Origin of the sequence: Paraperlucidibaca wandonensis (assembly GCF_042677145.1) — a bacterium.
GTDB classification, from domain to species: Bacteria; Pseudomonadota; Gammaproteobacteria; order Pseudomonadales; family Moraxellaceae; genus Perlucidibaca; species Perlucidibaca wandonensis.
This window is the reverse complement of sequence record NZ_JBHTIT010000001.1, coordinates 1799005-1822797: the sequence shown is the minus strand read 5'-3', so window position 1 is coordinate 1822797 and position 23793 is coordinate 1799005. Positions and strand designations below refer to the sequence as shown.

The 23793-nt window shown below is 54.0% G+C and carries 19 protein-coding genes; 12 read left to right on the top strand and 7 right to left on the bottom strand.

Going from position 1 to position 23793, the window contains the following annotated elements; genetic code table 11:
• Nucleotides 1-27 precede the first annotated feature (27 nt).
• A complete protein-coding gene (locus tag ACFQ0F_RS08575) occupies nucleotides 28-519 on the top strand; it encodes a hypothetical protein (RefSeq protein ID WP_340676100.1) in 492 nt (163 codons plus the stop codon).
• Between the two features lie 12 nt (nucleotides 520-531).
• Nucleotides 532-1314 (top strand): TetR/AcrR family transcriptional regulator, encoded by a 783-nt coding sequence (locus tag ACFQ0F_RS08570; RefSeq protein WP_340676101.1) that lies wholly within the window; start codon nucleotides 532-534, stop codon nucleotides 1312-1314.
• Here the strand turns inward: ACFQ0F_RS08570 and mtgA are convergent.
• On the bottom strand, nucleotides 1274-2008 hold the full coding sequence (mtgA, locus tag ACFQ0F_RS08565; RefSeq protein WP_379071168.1) for a monofunctional biosynthetic peptidoglycan transglycosylase: 735 nt from the start codon (nucleotides 2006-2008) through the stop codon (nucleotides 1274-1276). The genes ACFQ0F_RS08570 and mtgA overlap by 41 nt on opposite strands.
• Before the next feature lie 4 nt (nucleotides 2009-2012).
• Nucleotides 2013-3023, bottom strand: coding sequence for a class 1 fructose-bisphosphatase (locus tag ACFQ0F_RS08560; RefSeq protein ID WP_340676103.1), 1011 nt, complete (start codon nucleotides 3021-3023; stop codon nucleotides 2013-2015).
• A 153-nt stretch (nucleotides 3024-3176) separates the two neighbouring features.
• Here ACFQ0F_RS08560 and mscL point away from each other — a divergent pair, with 153 nt between their 5' ends.
• The 6 genes from mscL (at nucleotide 3177) to ACFQ0F_RS08530 (ending at nucleotide 9190) form a co-directional block, all read left to right on the top strand.
• Nucleotides 3177-3590: a large-conductance mechanosensitive channel protein MscL gene (gene mscL / locus ACFQ0F_RS08555; RefSeq protein ID WP_340676104.1), complete on the top strand. Its 414-nt coding sequence runs from the start codon at nucleotides 3177-3179 to the stop codon at nucleotides 3588-3590.
• Nucleotides 3591-3594: 4 nt separating this feature from the next.
• Nucleotides 3595-5028 carry a patatin-like phospholipase family protein gene (locus tag ACFQ0F_RS08550; RefSeq protein WP_379071164.1) on the top strand — a complete coding sequence of 478 codons (1434 nt, stop codon included), beginning with the start codon at nucleotides 3595-3597 and terminating at the stop codon, nucleotides 5026-5028.
• Nucleotides 5029-5124: 96 nt separating this feature from the next.
• Nucleotides 5125-6213, top strand: a complete 1089-nt coding sequence (locus tag ACFQ0F_RS08545; RefSeq protein ID WP_340676106.1) for a ferredoxin reductase — start codon at nucleotides 5125-5127, stop codon at nucleotides 6211-6213.
• 25 nt (nucleotides 6214-6238) lie between these two features.
• Nucleotides 6239-7357 (top strand): fatty acid desaturase family protein, encoded by a 1119-nt coding sequence (locus tag ACFQ0F_RS08540; protein WP_379071161.1) that lies wholly within the window; start codon nucleotides 6239-6241, stop codon nucleotides 7355-7357.
• A 3-nt stretch (nucleotides 7358-7360) separates the two neighbouring features.
• Nucleotides 7361-8524 (top strand): esterase/lipase family protein, encoded by a 1164-nt coding sequence (locus tag ACFQ0F_RS08535; protein ID WP_340676107.1) that lies wholly within the window; start codon nucleotides 7361-7363, stop codon nucleotides 8522-8524.
• Nucleotides 8525-8572: 48 nt separating this feature from the next.
• Entirely contained in the window at nucleotides 8573-9190 is a 618-nt protein-coding gene (locus ACFQ0F_RS08530; protein WP_340676108.1) for a class I SAM-dependent methyltransferase, read from the top strand.
• Between the two features lie 40 nt (nucleotides 9191-9230).
• Here ACFQ0F_RS08530 and ACFQ0F_RS08525 read toward each other — a convergent pair whose 3' ends face one another.
• From ACFQ0F_RS08525 to ACFQ0F_RS08510, 4 genes are all read right to left on the bottom strand, one after another.
• The gene (locus ACFQ0F_RS08525) at nucleotides 9231-10139 is read right to left on the bottom strand and encodes a transglutaminase family protein (protein ID WP_379071158.1); all 909 of its coding nucleotides are present in this window, start codon (nucleotides 10137-10139) and stop codon (nucleotides 9231-9233) included.
• Nucleotides 10139-12610 (bottom strand): circularly permuted type 2 ATP-grasp protein, encoded by a 2472-nt coding sequence (locus ACFQ0F_RS08520; protein WP_379071155.1) that lies wholly within the window; start codon nucleotides 12608-12610, stop codon nucleotides 10139-10141. Before ACFQ0F_RS08520 ends, ACFQ0F_RS08525 begins: the two co-directional genes overlap by 1 nt.
• Before the next feature lie 27 nt (nucleotides 12611-12637).
• Complete coding sequence (locus ACFQ0F_RS08515) at nucleotides 12638-15955, bottom strand: transglutaminase family protein (RefSeq protein WP_379071152.1); 3318 nt, start codon at nucleotides 15953-15955, stop codon at nucleotides 12638-12640.
• 90 nt (nucleotides 15956-16045) lie between these two features.
• The gene (locus ACFQ0F_RS08510; protein WP_379071149.1) at nucleotides 16046-17626 is read right to left on the bottom strand and encodes an inorganic phosphate transporter; all 1581 of its coding nucleotides are present in this window, start codon (nucleotides 17624-17626) and stop codon (nucleotides 16046-16048) included.
• Between the two features lie 128 nt (nucleotides 17627-17754).
• Between ACFQ0F_RS08510 and ACFQ0F_RS08505 the strand changes: the two genes are divergently transcribed.
• Entirely contained in the window at nucleotides 17755-18630 is an 876-nt protein-coding gene (locus tag ACFQ0F_RS08505; RefSeq protein ID WP_379071146.1) for a crotonase/enoyl-CoA hydratase family protein, read from the top strand.
• An 83-nt stretch (nucleotides 18631-18713) separates the two neighbouring features.
• Here the strand turns inward: ACFQ0F_RS08505 and ACFQ0F_RS08500 are convergent, their stop codons facing one another.
• Nucleotides 18714-20075, bottom strand: a complete 1362-nt coding sequence (locus ACFQ0F_RS08500) for a DEAD/DEAH box helicase (RefSeq protein WP_340676114.1) — start codon at nucleotides 20073-20075, stop codon at nucleotides 18714-18716.
• Nucleotides 20076-20325: 250 nt separating this feature from the next.
• Here ACFQ0F_RS08500 and ACFQ0F_RS08495 point away from each other — a divergent pair, with 250 nt between their 5' ends.
• Genes ACFQ0F_RS08495 through ACFQ0F_RS08485 form a run of 3 tightly spaced genes read left to right on the top strand, consistent with a single transcriptional unit; the run spans nucleotide 20326 to nucleotide 23791 of the window.
• Entirely contained in the window at nucleotides 20326-20739 is a 414-nt protein-coding gene (locus ACFQ0F_RS08495) for a hypothetical protein (RefSeq protein WP_379071143.1), read from the top strand.
• On the top strand, nucleotides 20739-21566 hold the full coding sequence (locus ACFQ0F_RS08490) for an SDR family oxidoreductase (protein WP_379071140.1): 828 nt from the start codon (nucleotides 20739-20741) through the stop codon (nucleotides 21564-21566). Before ACFQ0F_RS08495 ends, ACFQ0F_RS08490 begins: the two co-directional genes overlap by 1 nt.
• A gap of 14 nt (nucleotides 21567-21580) precedes the next feature.
• On the top strand, nucleotides 21581-23791 hold the full coding sequence (locus ACFQ0F_RS08485) for a hypothetical protein (protein ID WP_379071137.1): 2211 nt from the start codon (nucleotides 21581-21583) through the stop codon (nucleotides 23789-23791).
• Nucleotides 23792-23793: the final 2 nt, after the last annotated feature.

The window sequence follows — 23793 nt, the reverse complement described above, 5'->3', positions numbered from 1 at the left end:
CGGCATCGATGATTAAGGGGTGCATCTGTGTCCGTAACCAAGCCATTTACCGAGGCCGAGCTGGCCCAAATTAAAAAAGACTGTCAGCGCAAAGTGCGTCGCATAGCGTGGGTCTCTGCCGGCGCAGCCATTGTGCCAGTGCCTTTATTTGATGTGGTATTTGATGTCGGCGTGTTGATTAAAGTTGTGCCTGAGATCAACCAGCGCTTCGGCCTTGAGCCTGAACAAATTGCGCAGATGTCAGATGAGACGCGCATTCAAGTATGGAAGCGGCGCGCTGAGCGCGGCAGCGAGTTGATTGGTATGGTCGTTACCCGCGAGCTGATTCGTCGCAGCCTGCAAGGCATGGGTACGCGCATTGTGGCGAAGCAAGTGACGAAATTTATTCCGTTAGGTGGGCAAATTGTCGCCGCAACTTTGGGTTATTGGATCATGCGCAAGTTGGCCATGAGCCATGTTGATGATTGCTACGAAGTTGCGCTAACGGCTAATGGCCATAGTCCGAAAGCGAAGCGCTAACCTGGAAATAGCATGATCGATGAGTCGCCGAAAAAACCAAGCAAGCAGGCCGCCGAAGTGAAGGCCTCTTCCGCGAAAACCGCTGCTGCTAAAAATCCTGCTGCGAAGAAAGCTGCCGAGAAAAAGCCATCAGCCGATCGCGGCAGACGCTATCGCGGCGTCAGTGAAGAGGCGCGACAAGCTGAGCGCCGCCAACGCTTTGTCGAGGCAGGGCTGACCGTGTTTGGTTCGCGGGGTTATCACAGCTCCACGGTGCGCAGTATTTGTGCTGAAGCAGGGCTGACTGAGCGCTATTTTTACGAATCATTCTCCAATAGCGAAGACTTGCTTTGCGTGGTCTACGACTACACCAATCAGCGTGTACGCGAGCGCGTATTGGCTGCTGTGATGGATGCACCGCGCGATGTCTCAGCCATGGCCTACGCCACCTTGGTGGCGTTTCTTAGCATCATGCGTGATGACCCACGGATGGCTCAGCTATTATTTGTTGAGGTGCTAGGAGTGAGCGAGCGTGTCGATCAGCGCTACCGCAAAAGCGTCGAAGACTTTGCCCAGCTCATGCAGCTTATGGTGGCTCCACTGCTTGACGCGAAAGCCTTGCCGGCACCTTTGCAGCCCGACATTTTATCGGTGGCGATGCTGGGCTCGGTGATTACCGTGGTTTCGCGCTGGATGATCAATGGCTTTCAAGAGCCCATCGACACCATCGCGGAAAACTTGCACGTTGTCTTAGTTGCGATGATGCGCCATTTGGTTATTTTGGCGGACGCACCTGATGCATCCGCTTCGAAATAGTCGCAGTACGGCGGTTCAAATAGCGCGTGCTGCGATGCTTATCGTAGTAGCGCGGGTTGGGGATCATCGCAGCTAGTTTCGCCGCTTGTTGCGGGCTTAGATTATTCGCGGAAACGCCGAAATAATGCCGTGCGGCGGCTTCGGCACCAAACACACCATCGCCCCATTCGATCACATTTAGATAAATTTCGAAGATACGCCGCTTATCTAAGCGCTGTTCGATCATCAGCGTGATGATGGCTTCTTCGCCTTTGCGCAAGGGCGAGCGCGAGCCTGATAAAAATAGGTTTTTCGCCAGCTGCTGCGAAATTGTAGAGCCGCCGGCAACAATGCGACCCTTCTTAATATTTTTCTTCCACGCTACCTCAATGCCATCCCAGTCGAAGCCTTCGTGCTGAGTGAAGCCACTATCTTCTGCGACCATTACCGCGCGTTTTAATGAGCCTGAGATACGCTCATACGGCACCCATTTATGCTTCAGTGCCGCGTCCGGATTTTGCTGCTGCATGGCATCTAGGCGAGCACTCATAAACGCCGTCGACTGCACCGGCCGACTTTCCCACCACCAAATCTGCGCATATACCCATGCGTGCCAAGCCAGCACCATGGTTAGCGAGAGCAGCACTAAGCGCCCAAGCAAACGCCGCCACAGCGGCTTGGCTTTGCGCCGCGTGCTTTTCGTGTTTTTACGCATACGTTTAAGCACTATGCAGGCGGGTCAACTCAGCGATTTCTTCGCTAGCACCAAGCATCACCGGCACGCGTTGGTGCAGGCCGCTAGGCTGAATATCCATGATGCGCTGATGACCGGTGCTGGCCTCGCCGCCGGCTTGCTCGACCAACCAAGCCATTGGGTTTGCCTCATACATCAGGCGTAATTTGCCGCCTTTGCTGGCCATTTTGCTATCGAGTGGATAGAGAAATACGCCGCCACGACAGAGTAGGCGATGGACATCGGCGACCATTGCGGCAACCCAACGCATATTGAAATCTTTCGCGCGCGGGCCGGTTTTGCCGGCGAGCAAATCCGCGACATAGCTCTGCACCGGTGCTTCCCAAAAGCGCTGATTCGACATATTGATGGCGAACTCCTGCGTTTGCGCGGGCAGAGTTAAGTTTTCTTGGGTGAGCAGGAGCTCGCCGCTGTAGCGATCGAGCGTGAAGGCATGCACGCCATGGCCTAGGGTAAGAATGAACTGCGTTGATGGGCCATAAATGGCATAGCCAGCGGCAACTTGGGCGCTGCCGGGCTGTAAAAACACGGAGGCATCGCGGGCATCGCAGCCGTTTGGTGCCGGCAGCACAGAGAAAATGGTGCCTACGGGCGCATTGATGTCGATGTTTGATGAGCCATCGAGCGGATCAAATAAGAGTAAGTAAGCGCCTTCGCTGCCCGGGTGTGGCACAGGGAATGGGTCGTCCATTTCTTCCGAAGCCATACCGGCTAGGTGGCTGCCGTCGCTATGTAGCTGTAGCAAAATATCATTGGCGATGACGTCGAGCTTTTTCTGATCTTCACCTTGCACATTTTCGCTGCCGGCAGCGCCAAGCACGCCAGCGAGCGCACCTTGGCCAATGGCGGCGCCAATACGACGACAGGCTTCAGCCGTGACCATCAGGGTTTGGATGAGATTAGCGGGCAGGGCGCCATGGCCGCGGCTTGAGTCATGCAGCCAGTCGGTGAAGGTAATGTGTTGCTCTGTGGTCATGTCGCGGCCCTGTTTGAGTCAATAATGTAGGCAGTATAGCAGTGCACTAGATGACTGCGAGCGATGGAAAACTCTGTTTCGGGCTAGACGCTTTTGTCATTGCACCGTTTAATAGGCGCCTGCCACTCGGCTGAGCAACCTAGGAGGCCTCTAATGAGCCTGATCCAAGAATTCCGTCAGTTTGCTATTAAAGGCAATGTGATTGATCTCGCTGTCGGCATCATCATTGGTGCTGCATTTGGCAAAATCGTATCGTCGTTTGTTGGCGATATTGTCATGCCACCTATTGGTGTCTTAGTTGGCGGTGTCAGCTTTGTTGACCTTGCGGTAGTGCTAAAAGAAGCAGTTGGTGATCAACCCGCTGTGCTACTGAACTACGGTAAGTTTCTGCAAACATTACTAGATTTCTTCATCGTTGCATTCTCAGTGATGATGGCTGTGAAAGGCATCAACTCGATGAAGCGCAAACCTGAGCCAGCACCTGAGAAGGCCGCAGCGCCAGTTCCGCCAACGCCACAAGAGCAGCTCTTGATGGAAATTCGCGACCTATTGAAACAAAAAGGCTAAAGCCATGAGTCTGAGCGAGGAAGACGCCTTACTGCGCATTAAGCGAATGGAGGCCTCGCTCATTCGTAGCCATCTTGCGCACAGCGATGTGCTGCCGAAAGCGGACTACCAGCTTCTGCGCTATGCCTTAGTGCTGGCACGCTTGCGAGCGTTTAGCCCCGGTGCTGCAGGCCCTCGTGGCGAACAGCGTGAAGTACGTAAAGAGGTCACGCTCAATACCTCGCCGGTGTCGAGCTTGCGCCAGCTTTTGCTAGACACGCTCTATGTTCCGCTGCGGGAACAACGCAATATATTGCTGCGCTTAAGCCAAGCACGTCAGCAAGTCGACGGTGTGCGTACGGCGACCGCGCAGGCGCGGCGTGAACTCATTGCAACACATGCCCACGACTTTAGTGCTGCCGAACTCGATGCCGAGCTTTGCCACAAAGTTTTGGTGCTGATGCCGGGTGGCGGTGGTGGCTCTGGCTTTGTCTATATTGGCTTAGTCGCGCGCTTAAAGGCTGAGGGCTTGATGCCCTCGTATATCGTCGGTGCGTCCATTGGTGCCTTGCTTGGCGGCCTGATGGCACGAGATGCTGAGCCTGATATTGATGCCTTGATGGCCTGGGGCAAGGGTCTGCGCATGCGGCAGATTTTCTCGCGACCTACCATCGGTGGTGCCTTGAGTTTGCCTGGTGCCGTGCGCCTGCATTTGCGTGGCATGGATCAAATGCTGCGTCATCCGGATGGCTCGCCGCTGCGCATCAAAGACTTGGCCATTCCCTACGATGCATTGATAGCCGGCGTAAAACTCTCGGCCTACCGTGATTTGCCTGCCGCTCCTGAGCGCCGTAGCCATATGCTGGGCGCACCGCTAGTGGTGGCAGAGCGCATGTTGCAGCTGCTGAGCTACTTCAGTCCGCACGTTGCCAAAGGTATCGTTCTGGGCCGAGATGAAGTCACGCGTGAGATGCGCGTTGTCGATGCCATTGGTTTGTCTTCGGCGATTCCCGGTGTGTTGCAATACGCACCTTGGCGAGAAGATGCGCATAGCCTGAAAATTCTCAGCGATCTGCGTGAAACGCATAAATTACGCGCCTTCATGGATGGCGGCACGGTGGCAAATGTGCCGGCTCGCGCCGCTTGGAAGGGTGTGCAGTCGGGCCGTATTGGCACCCGTAATGCTTACTATCTAGCGCTGGACTGTTTCCATCCGCAATGGAGTGCAGGCCATGCTTGGCTGATCCCCGTAACGCAGGCTATTCAGGCGCAATTACCGGCGCAGCGGCCCTATTACGATTGGCTAGTTCGCTTTCAGCCAACACCATCGCCAGTGAATTTATTGCCCACCGAAGCGGTGTTCGATAAGGCATTTCAATGGGGGTGGCAGCAAGCGGATGCCATTTTGCCGCAACTACATGAGGCCCTAAAGCCATTGCAAGTGCCTGATTTTACTTAAGCTAAAAGCTTATTTAAAAAATTGAGTGTACAAGTGTTGACCTAAAATAAGTACATGTGTACTCTGAGTGTGTAGATGTTCACTTGGAGACGCAAAATGTCGTCGCAATTTGTCTTACCCTCATTTGTTGGTCGTGTCGTTAAGTCTGTAGTGACCCCTTCGGTCATCGACTTCTGGGCCGCCGAGTTAGGCCTTGATAGCCGTGTTGAGCGCACCGTTTGCCGCGTCGTTGCGCGCTGGATGGAAACAGCCGACACTGTTACTTTGGTCGTTAAACCTAATCGTAATTTCTCTGGCTTCAAGGCTGGTCAGCACGTCAACCTCAGCGTAGAGATTGACGGCATTCGCCATACTCGCAGCTATAGCTTCAGCGAAGCGCCTGCGGCAACTGGCTTACTCGCCATTACCGTGAAAAAAGTACCGAATGGTCGCGTTAGTAATTACTTAGTCGATCGGGTAAGTGTTGGCGATCGCATTGAGCTCGGCCAAGCTTTTGGTGACATGACCTTTGCTCAAGGCGCACCAGAAAAAATCGTCATGCTCGCAGCCGGTAGCGGTGTTACGCCTTTGATGAGCCTGCTGCGTGAGCTTGCGCAACAACAAATGCCCAGTGATGTGGTGTTTATGTTTTGGGCGCGTACACGTGCTGATCTGATTTTCCGCACCGAGCTAGAGGTGCTAGCAGCGCAATACCCGCAGCTTCGATTAGTGCCGATTTATGAGCATGAGACCGAGCTGCAAGCTGGCGACTTAACTGGTCGTCCATGCGCCGAGCATTTTGCTGATATTGCCGACATGAATGAACGCACGGTATATGCCTGCGGCCCAACCGGCTTTATGAACGCTGTGCAGACATTGGTTGCCGATCAAGCGCAGGTGTTTCATGCCGAAGCCTTTACGCCGCCAGTGTTTGTTCCCAGCAGCACAGAGACCGTACGCGTGTTCTTGAAGAAGTCCAATAAGCATGTCGATTTGCCACAAGGCATGCCGCTACTCGACGCGCTTGAAGCACAAGGCATCAAGCCAAATTCGGGTTGCCGTATGGGCATTTGTAACACTTGCGCCTGTGGCAAGTCTGGTGGCGTGACACGCAACTTATTAACCCAAGAATTAGATGTCGATGACACTGCTAGCTTACGCATCTGCGTTAATGCCGCTGTCGGCGACCTCACTTTAGATTTGTAATGCCACAGGCATTCGGAGAAATATCATGAGCAAGAGCCGTCAGTTGAGCCCAGCAGAAATCGAAGCCTTTGGTGCCGAAGTTGATGCCATTAAGCAGCGCCATTTAGCCGATGTTGGCGAGCGTGATGCAAGCTATATTCGCAAGATCGAAAAAGCTGTGCGCTATACCGAAATAGCCGGTCGCGGTCTGTTGATGGCCGGCATTTTCCCGCCCGCATTTGTTGCCGGTGCGACACTGCTAGGTGTGTCGAAAATTCTCGACAATATGGAACTTGGCCATAACGTCATGCATGGTCAGTACGACTTTATGCAAGATCCGCGCTTTAGTGGCCAGACGTTTGAGTGGGACACTTGGTGCACCGCCGATAACTGGCGCTATAGCCACAACTTCATGCACCACACCTACACCAATGTGCTCGGCCAAGATCACGATATTGGCTATGGCGTGCTGCGTATTTTCCCTGAGCAAAAATGGGAGCCACGTTTCTTGGCTAACCCTGTGCTAGCCGTCACGCTAGCCGTACTTTTCGAAAACTTATTAGCACTGCAAACTCTGGAGACAGAGAAAGTTCTGGCTGGTGAGAAAACTTGGAAAGAATGGTTTAAGCAAGGCAAACCAACATTCCGTAAAGGCTTTAAGCAAGTCGCGAAAGACTATGTATTTTTCCCCTTGCTGGCCGGCCCATTCTTTTTGCCGGTATTGGCGGGGAACTTTATCGCCAACATCATGCGTAATTTGTGGACCTTCACCATCATTTTCTGTGGTCACTTTACTGAAGATGCCGAAGTGTTTGCCATTGAGACACTAGAAAATGAAACACGTGGTCAATGGTATTTGCGCCAGATGCGTGGCTCGTCGAACCTCACTGGCGGCAAGCTATTTCACATCATGAGCGGCAATTTAAGCCATCAAATCGAGCACCATTTATTCCCAGAAGTGCCGGCACATCGTTATGCCGAAATGTCGGTGGAAATGCGCGAAATCGCCAAGCGCTATGGCCAGAACTACAACAGTGCTTCACTGGTAAAACAGTTCAGCACAGTCGCTGGTCGTATCTTGCGCCATGCCTTACCTAGCTCGCCTAAAAAGGCGCTAACCGTGCTCGCGGCTGAGGGAAAAGTCAGCTTGGCGCAGGCGGCTTAAGCCATGCGTTTAGCCTTATGGAGTAGCAAGGGCGTGGCGCATTTGGCCATGCACTCGGCGGCTGAGATCACGGAGCTGGTTACCGAAATGCACGGCACCATTAAGCGTGTGCCATTGCCCTTGGGTGCTGGCCTTAGTGATGCTCGTGCCGCGGCGCCATTTCCATATCGACTCATCTCCGGCGTGTTTCGTCAGTTGGCGCGCGGTATTGGCATGTTGCCGGTGCATGCCGACCTGACATACCAACCGCCATATGCATTGCCGATCATCAGTGCGTTAAATGGTGTCTGCGGCGATAAGCTGGCGCGCTGGCAAAGCCCGCTAGCGCTGCCGATGAGCTTGCGCGATAGCGAAGGCCATGCCATTGCTTGGGGTGATCTCACAGGCGCTACGCCGAACACAAAAATCGCGCTATACATTCATGGCTTGTGCATGAGCGATCGCGAATGGCAAGCGCCTACCAAGCAAGCTACCGATGAATTGATGCGCAGCAAAGGCTGGCAAACTGGCCATCTGCGCTACAACAGCGGCCGTGCGATTTGGCAAAATGGTGCAGATTTGGCGAACTGGTTGGAAGCAGCCAATGCGGCTTATCCGGCTCGCGAAATTGTGCTTATTGGCCATAGCATGGGCGGCCTGCTAATGCGTAGTGCCTTTGCCTATGCGCAGGATCATGGCCAAAGCTGGCCGGCACGAGTAAGCAAAGCTGCGTATTTAGCGACACCACATTTGGGCGCGCCACTGGAGCGCGCTGGCAATCGTCTCAATACTTTGCTCGGTCATTCGCCTTACACCGCGCCATTTATGCGCTTGGGCAATATCCGTAGCGCAGCAATTAAGGATCTGCGTTACGGCTTCATCAGCCAAGTCGAGCATGAGCAAACGCAAGACATCGGTTCGCGCGATCATCGTCTGCAATTAAATCCATTACCCGATGGCATGGCGCATTTGCTGATAGCCGGCAGCCGTAATCCGGAAGCTGCAAAAAACTGGGTCGGCGATGGCTTAGTGCCGCTCTATAGCGCACTTGGCCAACACAACCGCGCCGAGAAAACACTGCTCGCGGAAAATATCACACGCTTGTGCTTCGACCATGTCGATCACCTTGCCATGCTGAGCGATGTTCGCGTTTGGGATGCGCTCACCGACTGGTGGCTAGCGCCCTAAGGCGGAATGCGTTACAACCCATGACATCATTTTCAATGAGTTGATGTCATGGGTTTCTACGATAAGCATATTCTTCCGCATCTAATTAACTGCGCCTGCGGTTTGCCCGCAATGATGGGGCAGCGCGCGAAACTGATTCCGTTGGCGACAGGACGCGTCATTGAGTTAGGCATCGGCACCGGACTTAATCTGCCATTTTATGATGCGAAAAAAGTCAGCGCGATTATCGGCGTTGACCCCGCCGTAGGCATGCATAAAAAAGCCCGCGAGCGCGCTGAGCAAATCAGTATCCCCGTCGAAACCGTAGCGCTAGAGCTAGAGCAAATTGCGGCCGAAGACGATAGCTTCGACACTGCCGTGAGCACATTCACTCTCTGTACAATTCCTGATGCTATTGCTGCGTTGCACGAGGTTCGTCGCGTGCTGAAGCCTGGTGGTGAGCTGCTATTTTGTGAGCATGGCAAGTCACCGGATGCTGGCGTCTATGCTTGGCAGCAGCGCATACAGCCATTCTGGAAACCATTGGCCGGCGGCTGTCATTTAGATCGTGATATTCCAGCGATTATTGAGCAGGGCGGCTTTCGCATCGTGGAGATGGAAAAACGCTATTTGAAAGGGCCGAAGCCGATGACGTATGTTTTTCGTGGTCGCGCTGTGGCGGTGTAATCGATCCAGTCGCTAAGATGACTGAGTGTTCGCCCTTTGCTTATGCCTCTGGCAGCAGTTGATCTTCATAGGGCGCTACCGTCACGCGCACGGTGAGTTCATGATGACCGCCACCATGAATCACGCCGCGTAAGGGCGAGATGTCGGTGAAGTCACGACCCCAGGCAAGCGTGATGTGCTGTTGGCTTGGGCTAATATTATTGGTCGGGTCGAAGTCCATCCAACCCTGTGATGGACACCAAACTGATACCCAGGCATGCGAAGCATCGGCACCAATCAGGCGAGCCTGACCGGGTGGCGGCTGAGTTAGTAAGTAACCACTAACGTAACGTGCCGGTAGGCCGTAGGCGCGTAAGCACGCAATCATGAGCTGGGCAAAATCTTGGCAGACGCCGCGCTTTTTGCGCAGTACCTCAAGCAACGGTGTGCCAATATCAGTTGCCTCAGGATCAAAGGTTAGTTCAGTAAATATACGCTGCATCAGTGCGTGGGCGACCTGAAAAATTGGTCGGCCGGGGACAAAGCAGGGTGCGGCCCAGTCGGCAAACTCATGCTTAATTCGAATAAGCGGCGACTCATGCCGGAAAATTAGAGCGTCGCGTTGCTCTGGGGTCAGTGCAGCTGAGCCCGGATAACGACACATCGCGGTAACCACCTGCCATGGCAGGCTTGAAGACAGCGCCACAGGCTTGCGGGCTAGCACAGAAATATCGAGCTCGCTGATCAAGCTCAAGTGCTGATGCGGTTGATTAAGTTCTATGGTTTGGTTTGGATTGCCGAAGCTGTCGTTGCTCGTCTGGCTAAAGTCCGGAGCCGGCTGGATATTGATGCGCGCCGTATGAATTTGCTGCCAAGCCAGCGGCCGTGGTGCTAAGTGCAGTACTTGCTGCGAGAGCAAGACCAGCTGCTGATAATCGTAAAGGGTTTCGTGGCGAATACGGTAGCGCATCAGCTTGAGCTCATCTGTTGGCTATCGTCATCGACATGGGCGAAAAACTGTAATGCAATGCCATTGCCAGCGCCAAGAGCGGCGCCTTGAATATCGGCAATCAAGGGGCTGAGTCGTTTTAAGCAGCGTTGTAGTCGATCAGGAAAGCCTAACTCACCCTCAATAACTGACAAGTCCAAGCTAAGCAGATCATCGTGTGCGCTTTGCATTAGTGGGAGGTCACGACTACCTAAGTCGCGCATCATGCTAAGCAAATGGGTGATCTGATGGCCAAGGCCATGCGGGTTGCTAGGGTCAAGTAGCAGTAGGTCGAGCACGGGCAGCCATTGCGCCTGAGTTAAATAGCGCAGCCGATAAGTAATGCGGCTATTGGCCATTTCCAGTAGCCAGTCAAGGCTTTCGCTGGCCTCATTGGCGGGGCTATCGAGCACTGTCATGATCAGTTGCGCTTGGCCTTGTAGCCGTTCGAGGCGGCGACCTAGCATTAGAAAGCGCCAGCTTACATCTTGCGTCATGTCATCGAAGGCAAAGCCGGATAGCGCCGATAGTGTGGTCATTAGGCGGTCAATAAAATTCAACGCTGAGGCTGGATCGAGCACATCAGGGCTGAGTTGGCGCGCCTCGGCCTCAAGCTCAACAATAGCCTGCCAATTTTCCTGCGATAAGTAGCGATGCACTTGGCTACTGGCGAGCACTAGCGCGCGCAGTGTTGACAGCAGATCAGGATGACTGCCGTTGCTATGCACACTGCTGAGCAGCTGCTGTGTAAGTTCATCTTCAGTGCTAAACAGCTCTAAGCTCTGGCCATAATGTAGCGCCAGCATCAGCCCTAAGCCTTGGCTTGGATCTGCTTCCATGTGACGAATTAACGTTGAACGAATGAGCCGTGCGTGATGGTCGGCGCGTTCAGCGTAGCGTCCAAGCCAAAACAGATTTTCAGCGATGCGTGAGGGCAGGTAGGGATCAATACGGCGCAAGTCGCGTATGTGTATGCGCTTACCTTGAGGCAAGTGTTGGCGAGGTTTAGCGCTAAAACAAACCCAGGTATCTTTGCTAGTGCCGCCGCGCTGCATCGACACCATATCATCGTGAGAATTGGCAGCGACGCGCGTGAGAGCCCCGGGCATCACTACATAGCCAGACTCTGTTGCTACGGCATACACGCGCATACCGCAGGCATGATTATTAAAGCGCTGGCTGTCGCGATGCCACATAGGTGCTTGCGCGAGCTGCATGCGTTCTTGTGCGAGATAGACATATGGGCGCTGGCGTATGCGCTCGCATAGGTCTTTGCGTGCAGCAGGAGACAGGTCGCGACCAAAGACGGGATCAAAGCGTTGCGAGCTAAACACGGGTTTAAACACCAACTCATCTATGCGCTCAAGTGCTTCTTCCATAACTGCTGGCTCGCCACACCACCATGTCGCTACTGAAGGCAAGCTTAAGGGTGCGCCCAGCAGACGCTCGCTAATGGCTGGCAGAAAGCCCAACAGACCCTGCGACTCCAGTACCCCACTGCCCAAGGCATTTGCAATGAGCACATGGCCGGCGCGTGCAACGGCAAGCAGGCCAGGCACGCCTAGCGCTGACTCATTGCGAAGCTCTAAAGGGTCACAGTAGCTATCGTCTAAGCGGCGATAGATTGCATGTACGCGCTTGAGGCCAGTCAATGTTTTCAAATAAACATAGGGTTGGCGCACACTTAAGTCATGACCTTCAACAAGAGGAATGCCGAGATGGCGTGCGAGATAGACATGCTCAAAGTAGGTTTCGCTATAGCGGCCTGGGCTGAGCAATACCACCAAGGGTGATTCATCGTCACAGGGAGCTTGACGCTTTAGCGTAGCGAGTAGCGTATCGAAAAATGGTGATAAGGATTGCACACCAAGGCTGCGAAATGCCTCGGGAAACGCGCGCGCGACTACCTGTCGATTTTCGAAAGCATACCCAGCACCGCTAGGCGCTTGCGTACGATCGGCCATTAGCCACCATTGGCCATCGCCGGCTCGCGCGAGATCAGCGGCATAGACATGGACATAGCAGCCTTTCGGCGGTTTGACATCACGGCAGGCGGTTAAATAGTTGGGGTGGCCAAAGACTAGTTCGGGTGGCAGCAAGCCCTCATTGAGCAAATGTTGTGGGCCGTAAATATCTTGTGCTACGGCATTGAGCAGGTGCGCGCGCTGAGCAACGCCGTCAGCAATGATCTGCCACTCTTCAGGCGGAATAAGGTTTGGTACGGCCCCGACGCGCCAACTATGTTCTTGATTCTCGCCATAGAGCGCGTAGGTAACACCATTTTCTTGGATGCGTCGGGTCACAAGATCATCACGCTGCTGCATCTGCGCGGGACTGAGCTTGCCCAGTGCGTCAGCCATGGGCTGCCAGTGCGGGCGCAGCTTACCGTCGGCACTGAACAGTTCATGGTAACGACCGGGTTGCGGGCGCAGAGAATTTAGCAAGGAAGTCATGGTGGCCTATCAGCTAAGTATGCGGCGTTAGGTCGGCCTAACGTGGCGCAAATCTACCATGAACGGGTGCTCTCGGCGTGGCGGCAATGTCGTGATGCTCACTTTGCCGCCACTATGGCCATGGCGCATAAAGCGCGCCAAACGCCGACCTTCAGCCTCATAGGCATTGATTGGTGCGCCTTCATAGCTGCGTCCGCCCGGATGCATAACGTGATACTGGCAACCACCGAGCGCACGATCATGCCAAGTGTCGATAATGTCGAAGGTCAGTGGTGCATGCACACCGATGGTCGGGTGTAGGCAGTTGCTCGGTTGCCACGCACGATAACGTACGGCGGCAATGTATTCGCCAGCGACGTCGGTTTGCCGGAGTGGCAGCGCAACACCATTGCAGGTGACGGTATAGCGATCGGGCGCCATGCCACTGACTTTCACCTCAACACGCTCTACCGAAGAGTCGACATAGCGCACAGTGCCACCGGCGCCAGCTTCTTCGCCGAGTACATGCCAGGGCTCAAGCGCTTGGTTTAGCTCCATGTGCATGCCCTTGATGTCCAAGTCACCATAGTGCGGGAAGCGGAAATTGAACTGCGCGCGATACCAGTCGGGTGAGACGGCATAGCCGGCATCTTTCAAAATACTTAAGACGTCGTGGAAGTCTTGCTCGACTTCGTGGCGCAACATGAAGCGATCATGCAGCGTCGTGCCCCAACGTGCGAGTCGCTCAGGCGCATACGGCGTTTGCCAGAAATGCGCGACCAGTGCGCGCAACAAGACCTGTTGCGCCAACGACATGTCCACATGTGGTGGCATGTCAAAGCCGCGTAATTCGAGCAGGCCGAGACGTCCAGTGCTGCTATCGGGCGAATACAGTTTGTCTATGCAAAATTCAGCGCGATGCGTATTGCCAGTGGCATCGACGAGCAAATGCCGAAGCAGACGATCGACTAGCCATGGCGGACAACTTTCGCCAGCTGGTGGAAATTGCGCAAACGCAGTTTCCAATTCATAGAGTGCATCTTGGCGCGCCTCATCAATGCGTGGTGCCTGTGAGGTTGGGCCAATAAACAGTCCTGAAAACAAATATGACAGCGACGGGTGGTTATGCCAAAAGCTGACCAAACTACGCAGCAAATCTGGTCGCCGCAAAAATGGCGAATCGACGGGCGTGGCACCACCAAGCACGGTGTGATTGCCACCGCCGGTGCCGGTGTGGCGGCCATCGACCATGAATTTTTCAGGACTTAAATGGCACTCATGCGCGGCTTGATAGAGAAATTGTGTGCGCTCGACTGTCTCCGCCCAACTTGTGGCTGGGTGAATATTGACTTCGATCACGCCAGGGTCTGGCGTCACTGAAAAGCGCTCTAGGCGCGGGTCTTTTGGCGGCTCATAGCCTTCTAAAATCACCGGCTGCTTGAGGATTTTTGCAGTGGCTTCAATGGCGGCCATCAGCTCAATGAACGCAGGTAGCTCGGCTAGCGGCGGCAGGAATAGATACAAATGACCATCGCGGACTTGTGCGCATAGGCTGGTGCGCACGATACCGTCGGCGGAGGCGTTGAGGCTAGGTTTAGCCGCATGCATTTCGGCTTCAGCATCGCGCTCATCGGCACGCGTCATGCGCGGTGAACATAGGGATGATGTCAGCGATAGCGCAGGGTAGGACTGCTGTGGATCTTGCGCATGCAGATAGGGGAAGTCTGATGATTTCACCCATGGCAATGACTCTAGCGGCAGGCGATAGCCCATGGGCGAGTCACCAGGCAGCAAGTAGCAAGTTTCATCGCGCAAAAACCATTGCCCAGTTTGCCAGCGTTTGCCGTTGTGGCTGCGTGCTAGCGGTAGGGCATAGCCCACTACCTCGCCGAGGCCTTCTTCGGCAAAAATGCGCGCCATGCGAGCACGTTCCATCGGGTCTTTGAGGCGGGGGTCGCTGGGTAGCACATTGCTTGGCAAGCTTCTCTCGCGCCAAAGGTAATACAGCGTGTCCTCATAGGTGGGAAACAGACTACCTTGTGGGAGGTGCAGGGCGAGGCTGAGCTTTTTTAAGAAGCTTTCAGCGTCAGCGCTGGTGGCATTGCCAGGTGTTTGCTCATCGGCAAACAGCGCAGAGTTTTTCCACAGCGGCTTGCCATCACGTCGCCAAAAGCAGTTCAGAGACCAGCGCGGTAATTGTTCACCGGGATACCATTTGCCTTGGCCGAAGTGTTGTAAGCCGCCTTTGGCGTATTGATCGGCCATGCGCTTATAAAGCTCGATCGCACGAGCACGTTTGGTTGGGCCGAGGGCATCGGTATTCCATTCGGCACCATCAGGGTCGTCGGCGGCGACAAAAGTCGGCTCTCCACCCATGGTTAGGCGTACATCCTGTTTTTTCAGGTCAACATCGATGCGTGTCCCGAGGGCAATCATGGCTTCGCGCTGAGCATCCGTGAGTGGCTGAGTGACGCGCGGTTGCTCATCGAGGCGAGTAACGGACATCTCATGGCTGAACTCGCACTCGGCCTCATCAACAACACCGCTGATTGGCGCGGCAGAAGTAGGCTCTGGACTGGCGGCTAGTGGTAGATGACCTTCGCCGGCAAACAGACCGGAGGTCGGGTCTAGGCCAACCCATCCGGCGCCAGGTAAATAGACTTCGCACCATGCATGCAAGTCGGTGAAGTCGACCTCGGGGCCATTGGGGCCATCGACTGATTTCACATCGGGTGTGAGCTGAATTAAGTAGCCCGAGACAAAGCGCGCAGCGACGCCAAGATGGCGCATCAGTTGCACCATTAGCCATGCCGTGTCGCGGCAGGAGCCAGAGCGTTTGCTCAGTGTTTCATCGGGAGTTTGCACGCCGGGTTCTAGGCGAATGGTGTAGGCAATATCGTTAAATAAGCGCTGGTTGATATCGACTAAAAAGTCGATGGTCGGGCGTTTGGTTTTCGGGATCGCATCAAGATAGTGCGTTAGCGATGGCGTCAACGCGTTCACGCGTCGATATGGTGCGAGCTCACGTTCTAGCGCCTCATCCTCGCTGGGTGTAAACGGCCATTGCTCCGCTTCAGGAGCAAGGAAAAAGTCAAAAGGGTTGATGACGGAAAGCTCAGCCGTTAGATCAACGGTAACGCGGAAGTGCGTGGTTTTTTCTGGGAAGACCAAGCGCGCAAGATGGTTGGCCTGCGGGTCTTGCTGCCAGTTAACGAAGTGCTCTTCAGGCGTGATGCCGAGGCTATAAGAGAGGATGCGCGTGCGGCAATGTGGTGTCGGGCGCAAACGCACTAACTGTGGGCCAAGTTGTACAGGACGGTCATATCGGTAGTCCGATACATGATGCAGTGCAATTATAATGGACACAGCGAGCCTCGGTAAGCAGACATCTTAGCGAAAGCACAGCAAGTGCCGTGCCATCGCTAAGGTGCTCAGGCTGCAGAGTAGCTTTTGGCCTTAAGCAAGCATGCCGCGCAGCATAAAGAAGATCAGGCTGGCCATCAGTGCCGTGGCTGGCACAGTGATGATCCACGCCGAAACGATGCGCATGATTTGCGAGCGTTTCACCAACTCTTTGCGATAGACCTTTTTCAGATTTTTGCGCTCACCTTTAGAGAAGTGCGCGGGATCTTCATTGGCCTTAGACAGTGCCTTTAGGTCACGCAGCATCACCCCTTTTTGATGAATGTCGGCGTGATTAAAGTGTTGTAAGAAAACATCGATGGCAGCTTGGTCATCTTCTGGGTGGTGATCTTTAATCTCCATAACCATGCGATCGTAGTTTTTCTTCAGATATTCGCGCAGAAAGCCCACACCAAATACACCGCCCACGGCGATATGTGTCGAACTCACAGGCAAGCCGAGCTGGCTGGCAATAATCACCGTGATGGTTGCCGCCATAGCAATGCAAAAAGCGCGCATTTGATCAAGCTCGGTAATGCCGGTGCCGACAGTGCGAATGACTTTTGGGCCAAACAAAGCTAGACCAATCACGATGCCCAGCGCGCCAATCATCATTACCCATAAAGGGATAGCCGCCGAGGTGCCGAACTCACCTGGATGCGCCGTGTAGACATCGACAATGGCTGCTAATGGGCCGATGGCATTGGCGACATCATTGGAGCCATGAGCAAAGCTGAGCAGGGCGGCGGCGAAAATCAGTGGCACGGTGAATAAGCTATTTACGCCTTGCTTGCCTTCGAGGAACTGCGACTTAGGCTGCCTTAGTCGCCAACGCACAAGAACAAAAACGCCGAGAGCAATGACTAAGCCAATTAATGTGGCCTGCATCAGAGAGATGTGAACTATCTGTTTCAGGCCTTTTTGTAGGATATAGACGCTGAACACCAAGGCCATGGCCGCGACTAGCCACGGCACCACTTTTCGAGCTGCCGCCATCATGTCGGGCTTGTAGGTAATGCTGCGTTTAATCAAATACAAAAACGCCGCAGCGACGAGACCGCCGAGCACAGGTGAGATGATCCAGCTTGCTGCGATGCCGCTCATCGTGGACCAGTTCACAATATCAAAGCCGGAGGCAGCGATGCCGCCGCCGAGAACAGCGCCAACGATAGAGTGTGTAGTCGAAACTGGTGCGCCGATAGCCGTGGCAATGTTTAGCCAGAGTGCGCCAGCGATTAGTGCGGCCATCATGATCCAAACAAAAGTGTCGGAGTCTGGAATTAAGTTGGGGTCGATAATGCCATTGCGAATGGTGCCAACCACTTCGCCACCGGCAATGATAGCGCCAGCGGCCTCGAAGACAGCGGCGATCGCAAGCGCGCCACCGAGCGTCAGTGCGCGTGAGCCCACGGCGGGGCCAACATTATTGGCGACATCGTTCGCGCCGATGTTCATTGCCATATAGCCGCCAACCATCGCGGCCATAACTAACATGATGCTAACTTCGCCAACGCTTTGGCTGGCGGCGTATAACATCACGCCTAAAATAAAGAGCAGGCCTATGCCGAGCCGGACTTGATCGCCGCGGTTTTTATCCATCGCGCGATCCATGCCTTCTAAATGCTTTAGATCCATGACCCAACCTCTGTGATATTTATAAGACAAAATTATGACAGAAAGTGGACATGGATTGCGCGGTTGTCGAAAGTGCTTCGCTCAGGTACAACCGCAGTTCATCGAAAACTTAGTCATTGGAGCGTTGCATGAGCTATACCACCCTGAAATATGACGTGAGTGAACACATCCTCACGCTGACGCTTAATCGTCCCGATCAGCTCAATAGCTTTACGGTGATCATGGCCAATGAGTTAGTGGACGCCTTTGGTCGTGCTAGCGAAGATGATGAGGTTCGCGCCATTGTGGTAACGGGCGCTGGCCGTGCCTTTTGTGCTGGCATGGATTTAACGGCACCGGGCAATGTCTTTGGTTTAGATGAGTCACAACAGCCCAGTGTTGAAGATATGCATTCACGCCTGAATGATCCGGCTATTTTTGATGGTGTGCGCGATACCGGCGGCCGCGTGACTTTGGCGATTTACGACTGCAAAAAACCGGTCATTGGTGCCATTAACGGTGCCGCGGTTGGTATTGGCGCGACCATGACCTTGGCCATGGATATTCGATTGGTGTCGGAGAAAGCCCGTATTGGTTTTGTCTTTGGCAAAATCGGCGTAGTGCCCGAGGCCTGCTCGAGCTGGTTTTTGCCGCGTATCGTTGGCATTCAGCAAGCGCTGGAATGGGTCTATAGCGGCGATATTTTAACTGCAGAGCAAGTGCTCGCTGGCAGGCTCGTGCGCTCGGTGCATACGGCCGATGATTTGCTGCCAGCAGCCTATGAGCTCGCGCGGAAGTTCAGCCAGAACAAGTCGCCAGTGGCCGTCGCCTTTGCTCGCCAGATGATGTATCGCAACGCCGCGCAGCCGCATCCTATTGAGGCGCATCGCATCGATTCCTTGGCGATGTTCTACACTAGCCTGGAAGATGGCAAAGAGGGCGTGCAGTCGTTTTTAGAGAAGCGTGACCCGCAGTACACCAGCCGTGCCAGCAAGATGCCGGCGATTTATCCTTGGTGGAAATAGGCGGCTAAAACGACATCAGCGCGCTTTTTAGGGCGCGCTGATGTCGTTTTAGGCTGTTAAGCGCGAAGGCTTATCGCGAAGGCTTATCGCGAAGGCTTAGAGCCTGACGAAGGCCGTGAGCTTGGGCGTGATGTTGGTCGCGACGAGGGCGCAGGTGCTGCGCCCGCAGCCGGACCATTGCCCGATGAGCGACGGCGCTGGCTGGGCTGATCGCGACGAACTTGATCAGCTGCACGCGCAGGCTTATCGCGGCGAGGACCACGGGGTGGTGGCGCCTTGCGCAGTGGCTCAGGCTTGGCGTTAGGGTCGGGCTCAAATCCGGGCACGATGACGCGGTTAAGCTTCTGTTTAATCGTGCGTTCGATATCTGCGAGCAACTTCAGCTCATCGACACAAACCAATGACACCGCTTCACCGCCGGCGCCGGCGCGACCAGTACGGCCAATGCGGTGAACGTAGTCTTCCGCCACTTGCGGTAACTCATAGTTGACCACATAAGGCAGGGAGTCGATGTCGATGCCGCGTGCGGCAATATCGGTGGCGACTAGCACGCGCAGGCGATTGGACTTGAATTCGCGCAGCGCTTTTTCTCGCGCTGTCTGGCTTTTATTGCCGTGGATGGCCATGGCCGCAATGCCATTTTTATCGAGCTGATCGGCAAGGCGGTTGGCGCCATGCTTGGTGCGCGTAAACACCAGTACTTGCGACCATTCACCATCGAGGATGAGCTTCTCAAGGAGCTGACGTTTGGCTTCGCGATCGACTGGATAAATGGTCTGTTCGATGCGCTCGACGGTGGTGTTGCGCGGCGTAACTTCGACTGTGGCTGGGTCTTTCAGCAAGCTATTGGCGAGGTTGCGAATTTCATCGGCAAAGGTTGCAGAAAACAGTAAGTTTTGGCGCTGCTTGGGCAATATCGCGAGCACGCGGCGGATGTCGCGAATAAAGCCCATGTCGAGCATGCGATCAGCTTCATCAAGAACGAATAGCTCAATGCCGCCAAGATCCAAGGTGCCTTGGCCAACGTGATCGAGTAGACGGCCAGGTGTTGCCACCAGAATATCGACTTTGCCGCGTAGCTTAGTGACCTGCGGCTGCATGCCAACGCCACCAAACATCACCATCGAGTTTAGCGATAACTGTTTGCCATAGGTGCTAACGCTTTCTTCGACTTGCGCGGCAAGTTCACGCGTTGGAGTCAAAATCAGTGCGCGTGGGCGATGGCGTGTGCTCGGGTGCATGGCATGGCGTGAGCTCAGCAATTGCAGCATGGGCAGCGTGAAGCCGGCAGTTTTGCCGGTGCCAGTTTGTGCGGCGGCGAGTAAGTCGCGGCCGGCTAAAACCACTGGGATAGCGTCACGTTGAATTGGCGTGGGCGTGGTGTAACCCACGGCCTCGAGTGCTTGCAGCAGCTCGGGCATCAGGCCCAGATCAGCAAAAGACATAGGAGAAACTCTAGAAATAGACGCGCATCATACCGCATGCGCGCCTCAGCCTGAGATCTGTATGTAAATTAAGCAGAATCGCTCACGTGATAATAAGCCATGAAAATGGCGTACTTCACAGCGGTTGTTACAATTAAGTAGTTTGTGTGAGCATCGATTTTTGTTATGTTGCTTAAAATAAAAATTAACGACAAAAAGTGACATAAATGTCCGCCACTTTTTTGTCACAAAATGACGGCAGCTAGTGTTTATGCGAAATTTTATCTACGCCATCTTGGCGATTATCTCTCTGATTGCATTGTGGTTTTTCATGGCGCCAAGCGCGCCGCAAACCTCCGTGGTAGCTTTTGTCGCAACCCCCGATCTAACAACAAATAACGAGCCCAAGGCGGCTATCGAAACCGCCGATTATCATTGGCAAATTCAAGCAGGGAAAATCATCGGGCCGCAGCAAGTTGAGGTGCCTCAGAATGAAACTTTGCTGTTGTCTTTCATCAGCGATGTGCCCGACGAAGTGCATTTGCACGGCTACGAGCAAGCAGTACAGATCAATGCAAACGAGCCTGCCACGCTCCGCGTTCGACTTGAGCATAGCGGTCGCTTTGAGCTCGAAACGCATCGCCTACATCGCGTAATCAGCGTACTTGAAGTGGAGCCGCGCTAATGATTTTAATCACCGGTTGCTCTAGCGGCATTGGCCATGCACTTGCCTTGGCGCTGCATGCGCGCGGAGCTTCGGTGTGTGCGACTGCGCGCCGCCCAGAGACATTAGGCGAGTTAGCAGAAAAAGGCATTTTGACACTTGGCCTAGATGTAAACAGCCCTAACTCTATTGCGGCATTAATGGCTGAGCTAGCGCAACGCAATATCACCCTGACCGGCCTTGTGAACAATGCTGGGTACGGTCTTATGGGGCCTCTCGCCGATATTTCAGCAGCTGATGCTTCGCAACAATTTCAAACCAATGTGCTCAGCCTCTTGGCAATGACACAGGCCGTTATTCCTACTATGGCCGCGCAAGGGCAAGGCTTAGTCGTTAACGTTGGCAGTGTCTCGGGTGTGCTCACCACGCCATTTGCGGGCGCTTACTGTGCCACGAAGGCTGCCGTGCACTCACTCTCCGATGCACTGCGCATGGAGCTTGCGCCCTTAGGCATTCACGTCATGGTGGTGCAGCCAGGAGCCATTGCCTCATCGTTTGGCGCGACAGCAAGTAACACCGTTGAGGTGAGGCCTGGCTCGCTATATGCGCCACTAGCGAACGCTATCATGAAGCGCGCATCGGCATCACAGCAGCAAGCAACGCCAGCTGCAGTCTTTGCTGAGCAACTGGCAGCAGCAATGCTGCGTAGAACACCTCCTGCATATATACGTTTGGGCAAGGGCGGTCGAGCATTGCCATTGTTAGCGCGTTGGCTGCCGCTATCGCTACGCGATGCGCTACTCAGCCGACTCTTTTCCTTACCTAAACTAAAAACATTAAAAAAATAATAACGAGGCTAGACATGAATATTTCAGGTTTTTCTACACGTATCGCCATGGCGGCGCTACTGGTAGCAACGAGCGCCTTGGTAGCTTGTGGCAATAGCAGCGATGGTGCCGCTGCTGGATCTGAGAATCCGCAAACGCGCCTTGCACCAAAGACAAAGTATGCGATGGCGAATAACTGCTTTGCACTGCAGTCGGTTGCAAGCAATGCCTATGCTGCGAGCAATGGCTCTGGCGGTTATGCCTTCAGCGCAAGCTCTCCAGCCAATGCTGAAGCGTTCTATATGAAGCCAACGGCCTTGGGTGAGTATTTAATCCAGGCAAAAAACAAAACATTATTGAGTAATGCGGGTGCCGCGATTGGCAGCGCCATGAAGCCAAGCAATGCCACGGTGTGGTCAGTAGATATGCCTCGCGCTGGCGTCTTTACGCTAAGCAATAGCGATACGGATAAGCGGATGCAGCTAGGCGAGCAAAATGCCTTGATCTTGTCTTCTAGCTCCGATAAAGCCGGCGAATTCCGCTTTGTGCCGACTACCGATTGCACGCCGTACCCTGAAATTAGCACCGATATTGTAGGTAAAACCTATGTTGGCCGCGGTATTGATAAGCCTGTTATCGGCTTTGCTGAAGTGCATACGCACATGGCCATGGGTCATGAAATGTCCGATGGCAAACACATTGTTGGTCCATCTGCTGGCGGTGTGATGTATGGCCAAATGTTCCATCGCTTTGGCGTGCCGCATGCGATGGCGGATTGTGCTGATTGGCATGGACCGCAAGGTATTCGTGATCCCGAGGCTCTTATCCTCGACATGACGCCTTTAACAATGCATGACACGAAGGGGTGGCCCACATTTATTGACTGGCCAAAAGCTGACTCACAGCTTCACCAAGCTATGTACTACAAATGGGTCGAGCGTGCTTGGCAGGCAGGCATGCGAATTATGGTTACTGAAGGCACAAATATTGCTGCGCTTTGCGAAGTGGGTCGATTGGCTGTGCTGCGCCCTGGAGCAGAATGTAACGACATGCGCCTAGGTATTTCGCAGGTAAAGTATCTATTTCAGCTGCAAGATTATGTTGATGCTCAAGAAGGTGGCCCGGGCCTAGGCTGGTTTCGGATCGTGAAAACTCCGCAAGAAGCTCGACGAGTGATTAACGATGGCAAGCTTGCCGTGGTGGCAGGCCTAGAGTTTGCCAACGTGTTTGATTGCACCGTTCATTTCACGCCAGGTGGTTTGCTGGGCGAAGTGCGAGGTTGTACGAAGGAAAGTATAGATCGCCAAATCGATGAAGTATGGGACCTCGGCGTGCGTGAAATCTTCCCGTATCACGACATCAATAGCGCGCTTGGTGGCACTGGTTTGTTTAGTGACATTCTCAATATCGTCGGCTTTTACGGTACCGGCGGCTTTTGGCAAACATACGACTGCCCAGATGGCGGAGAAGGCGAAAAATACTTTTTTTCTGCGGGTGCGAAAATCGCCATCACACCGCCGGGCTTAGGTAATGATCCTCTTACGAGCACACTAATGGGGCTGACTAAAGGCCTGCTGCCACTGTATCCATCGGATCGTCGCCAATGTAATGCACGTGGCATGACCGATCTCGGTGAGTACGTCATGCAGCGCCTGATGGCCAAAGGCTTCGTCATTGATATTGATCATGCGGAACTGTCCATCAAAACCAAAATGCTGGATATGGCGAATGCTCAAACACCTAAGTACCCGCTGATTTCGGCACACGGTGCGCATGGCGGCTTAAGCATTAAACAAGCAAAAGACCTGCTTGCTGGTGGCGGCTTAATTTATCCATTCAAACCTAATGGCAAAGGCCACGTTGATTTCCTAAACAAGCTCAAGCCAATCTGGCCAGCTGATCGCGGGCCTATTCCACTCGGCTACGGTATGGATGCTAATGGCATTGCTGACCGTGCAGGCCCTCGTGGCGCGGGTAGCAAGCCTGTGCAATATCCATTCACCTTGTTCCAAGGTCCAGACTGGGGTCCACAGTTTGAAGGCATCGCACCTTTAAAGGTCAACCTGCAAACTCATCCTGAAAGTGGCAAAACATGGCCTATCGATGAAGTCGGTACTGCGCATTACGGCATGATGGCTGACTATGTTGAAGAGGTTCGTTTGGAGGGCGGCAAGGAAGCTATCGATGCGCTTTATCGTTCGGCCGAAGCCTATATTCAAATGTGGGAACAAACGGTGAATCGTTAAGT

Bases quoted from the DNA above. Each gene is read 5' to 3' on its own strand.
- ACFQ0F_RS08570 (WP_340676101.1), top strand. From the start codon at position 532: ATGATCGATGAGTCGCCGAAAAAACCAAGCAAGCAGGCCGCCGAAGTG.
- mtgA (WP_379071168.1), bottom strand. From the start codon at position 2,008: ATGCGTAAAAACACGAAAAGCACGCGGCGCAAAGCCAAGCCGCTGTGG.
- ACFQ0F_RS08560 (WP_340676103.1), bottom strand. From the start codon at position 3,023: ATGACCACAGAGCAACACATTACCTTCACCGACTGGCTGCATGACTCA.
- mscL (WP_340676104.1), top strand. From the start codon at position 3,177: ATGAGCCTGATCCAAGAATTCCGTCAGTTTGCTATTAAAGGCAATGTG.
- ACFQ0F_RS08550 (WP_379071164.1), top strand. From the start codon at position 3,595: ATGAGTCTGAGCGAGGAAGACGCCTTACTGCGCATTAAGCGAATGGAG.
- ACFQ0F_RS08545 (WP_340676106.1), top strand. From the start codon at position 5,125: ATGTCGTCGCAATTTGTCTTACCCTCATTTGTTGGTCGTGTCGTTAAG.
- ACFQ0F_RS08540 (WP_379071161.1), top strand. From the start codon at position 6,239: ATGAGCAAGAGCCGTCAGTTGAGCCCAGCAGAAATCGAAGCCTTTGGT.
- ACFQ0F_RS08535 (WP_340676107.1), top strand. From the start codon at position 7,361: ATGCGTTTAGCCTTATGGAGTAGCAAGGGCGTGGCGCATTTGGCCATG.
- ACFQ0F_RS08530 (WP_340676108.1), top strand. From the start codon at position 8,573: ATGGGTTTCTACGATAAGCATATTCTTCCGCATCTAATTAACTGCGCC.
- ACFQ0F_RS08525 (WP_379071158.1), bottom strand. From the start codon at position 10,139: ATGCGCTACCGTATTCGCCACGAAACCCTTTACGATTATCAGCAGCTG.
- ACFQ0F_RS08520 (WP_379071155.1), bottom strand. From the start codon at position 12,610: ATGACTTCCTTGCTAAATTCTCTGCGCCCGCAACCCGGTCGTTACCAT.
- ACFQ0F_RS08510 (WP_379071149.1), bottom strand. From the start codon at position 17,626: ATGGATCTAAAGCATTTAGAAGGCATGGATCGCGCGATGGATAAAAAC.
- ACFQ0F_RS08505 (WP_379071146.1), top strand. From the start codon at position 17,755: ATGAGCTATACCACCCTGAAATATGACGTGAGTGAACACATCCTCACG.
- ACFQ0F_RS08500 (WP_340676114.1), bottom strand. From the start codon at position 20,075: ATGTCTTTTGCTGATCTGGGCCTGATGCCCGAGCTGCTGCAAGCACTC.
- ACFQ0F_RS08495 (WP_379071143.1), top strand. From the start codon at position 20,326: ATGCGAAATTTTATCTACGCCATCTTGGCGATTATCTCTCTGATTGCA.
- ACFQ0F_RS08490 (WP_379071140.1), top strand. From the start codon at position 20,739: ATGATTTTAATCACCGGTTGCTCTAGCGGCATTGGCCATGCACTTGCC.
- ACFQ0F_RS08485 (WP_379071137.1), top strand. From the start codon at position 21,581: ATGAATATTTCAGGTTTTTCTACACGTATCGCCATGGCGGCGCTACTG.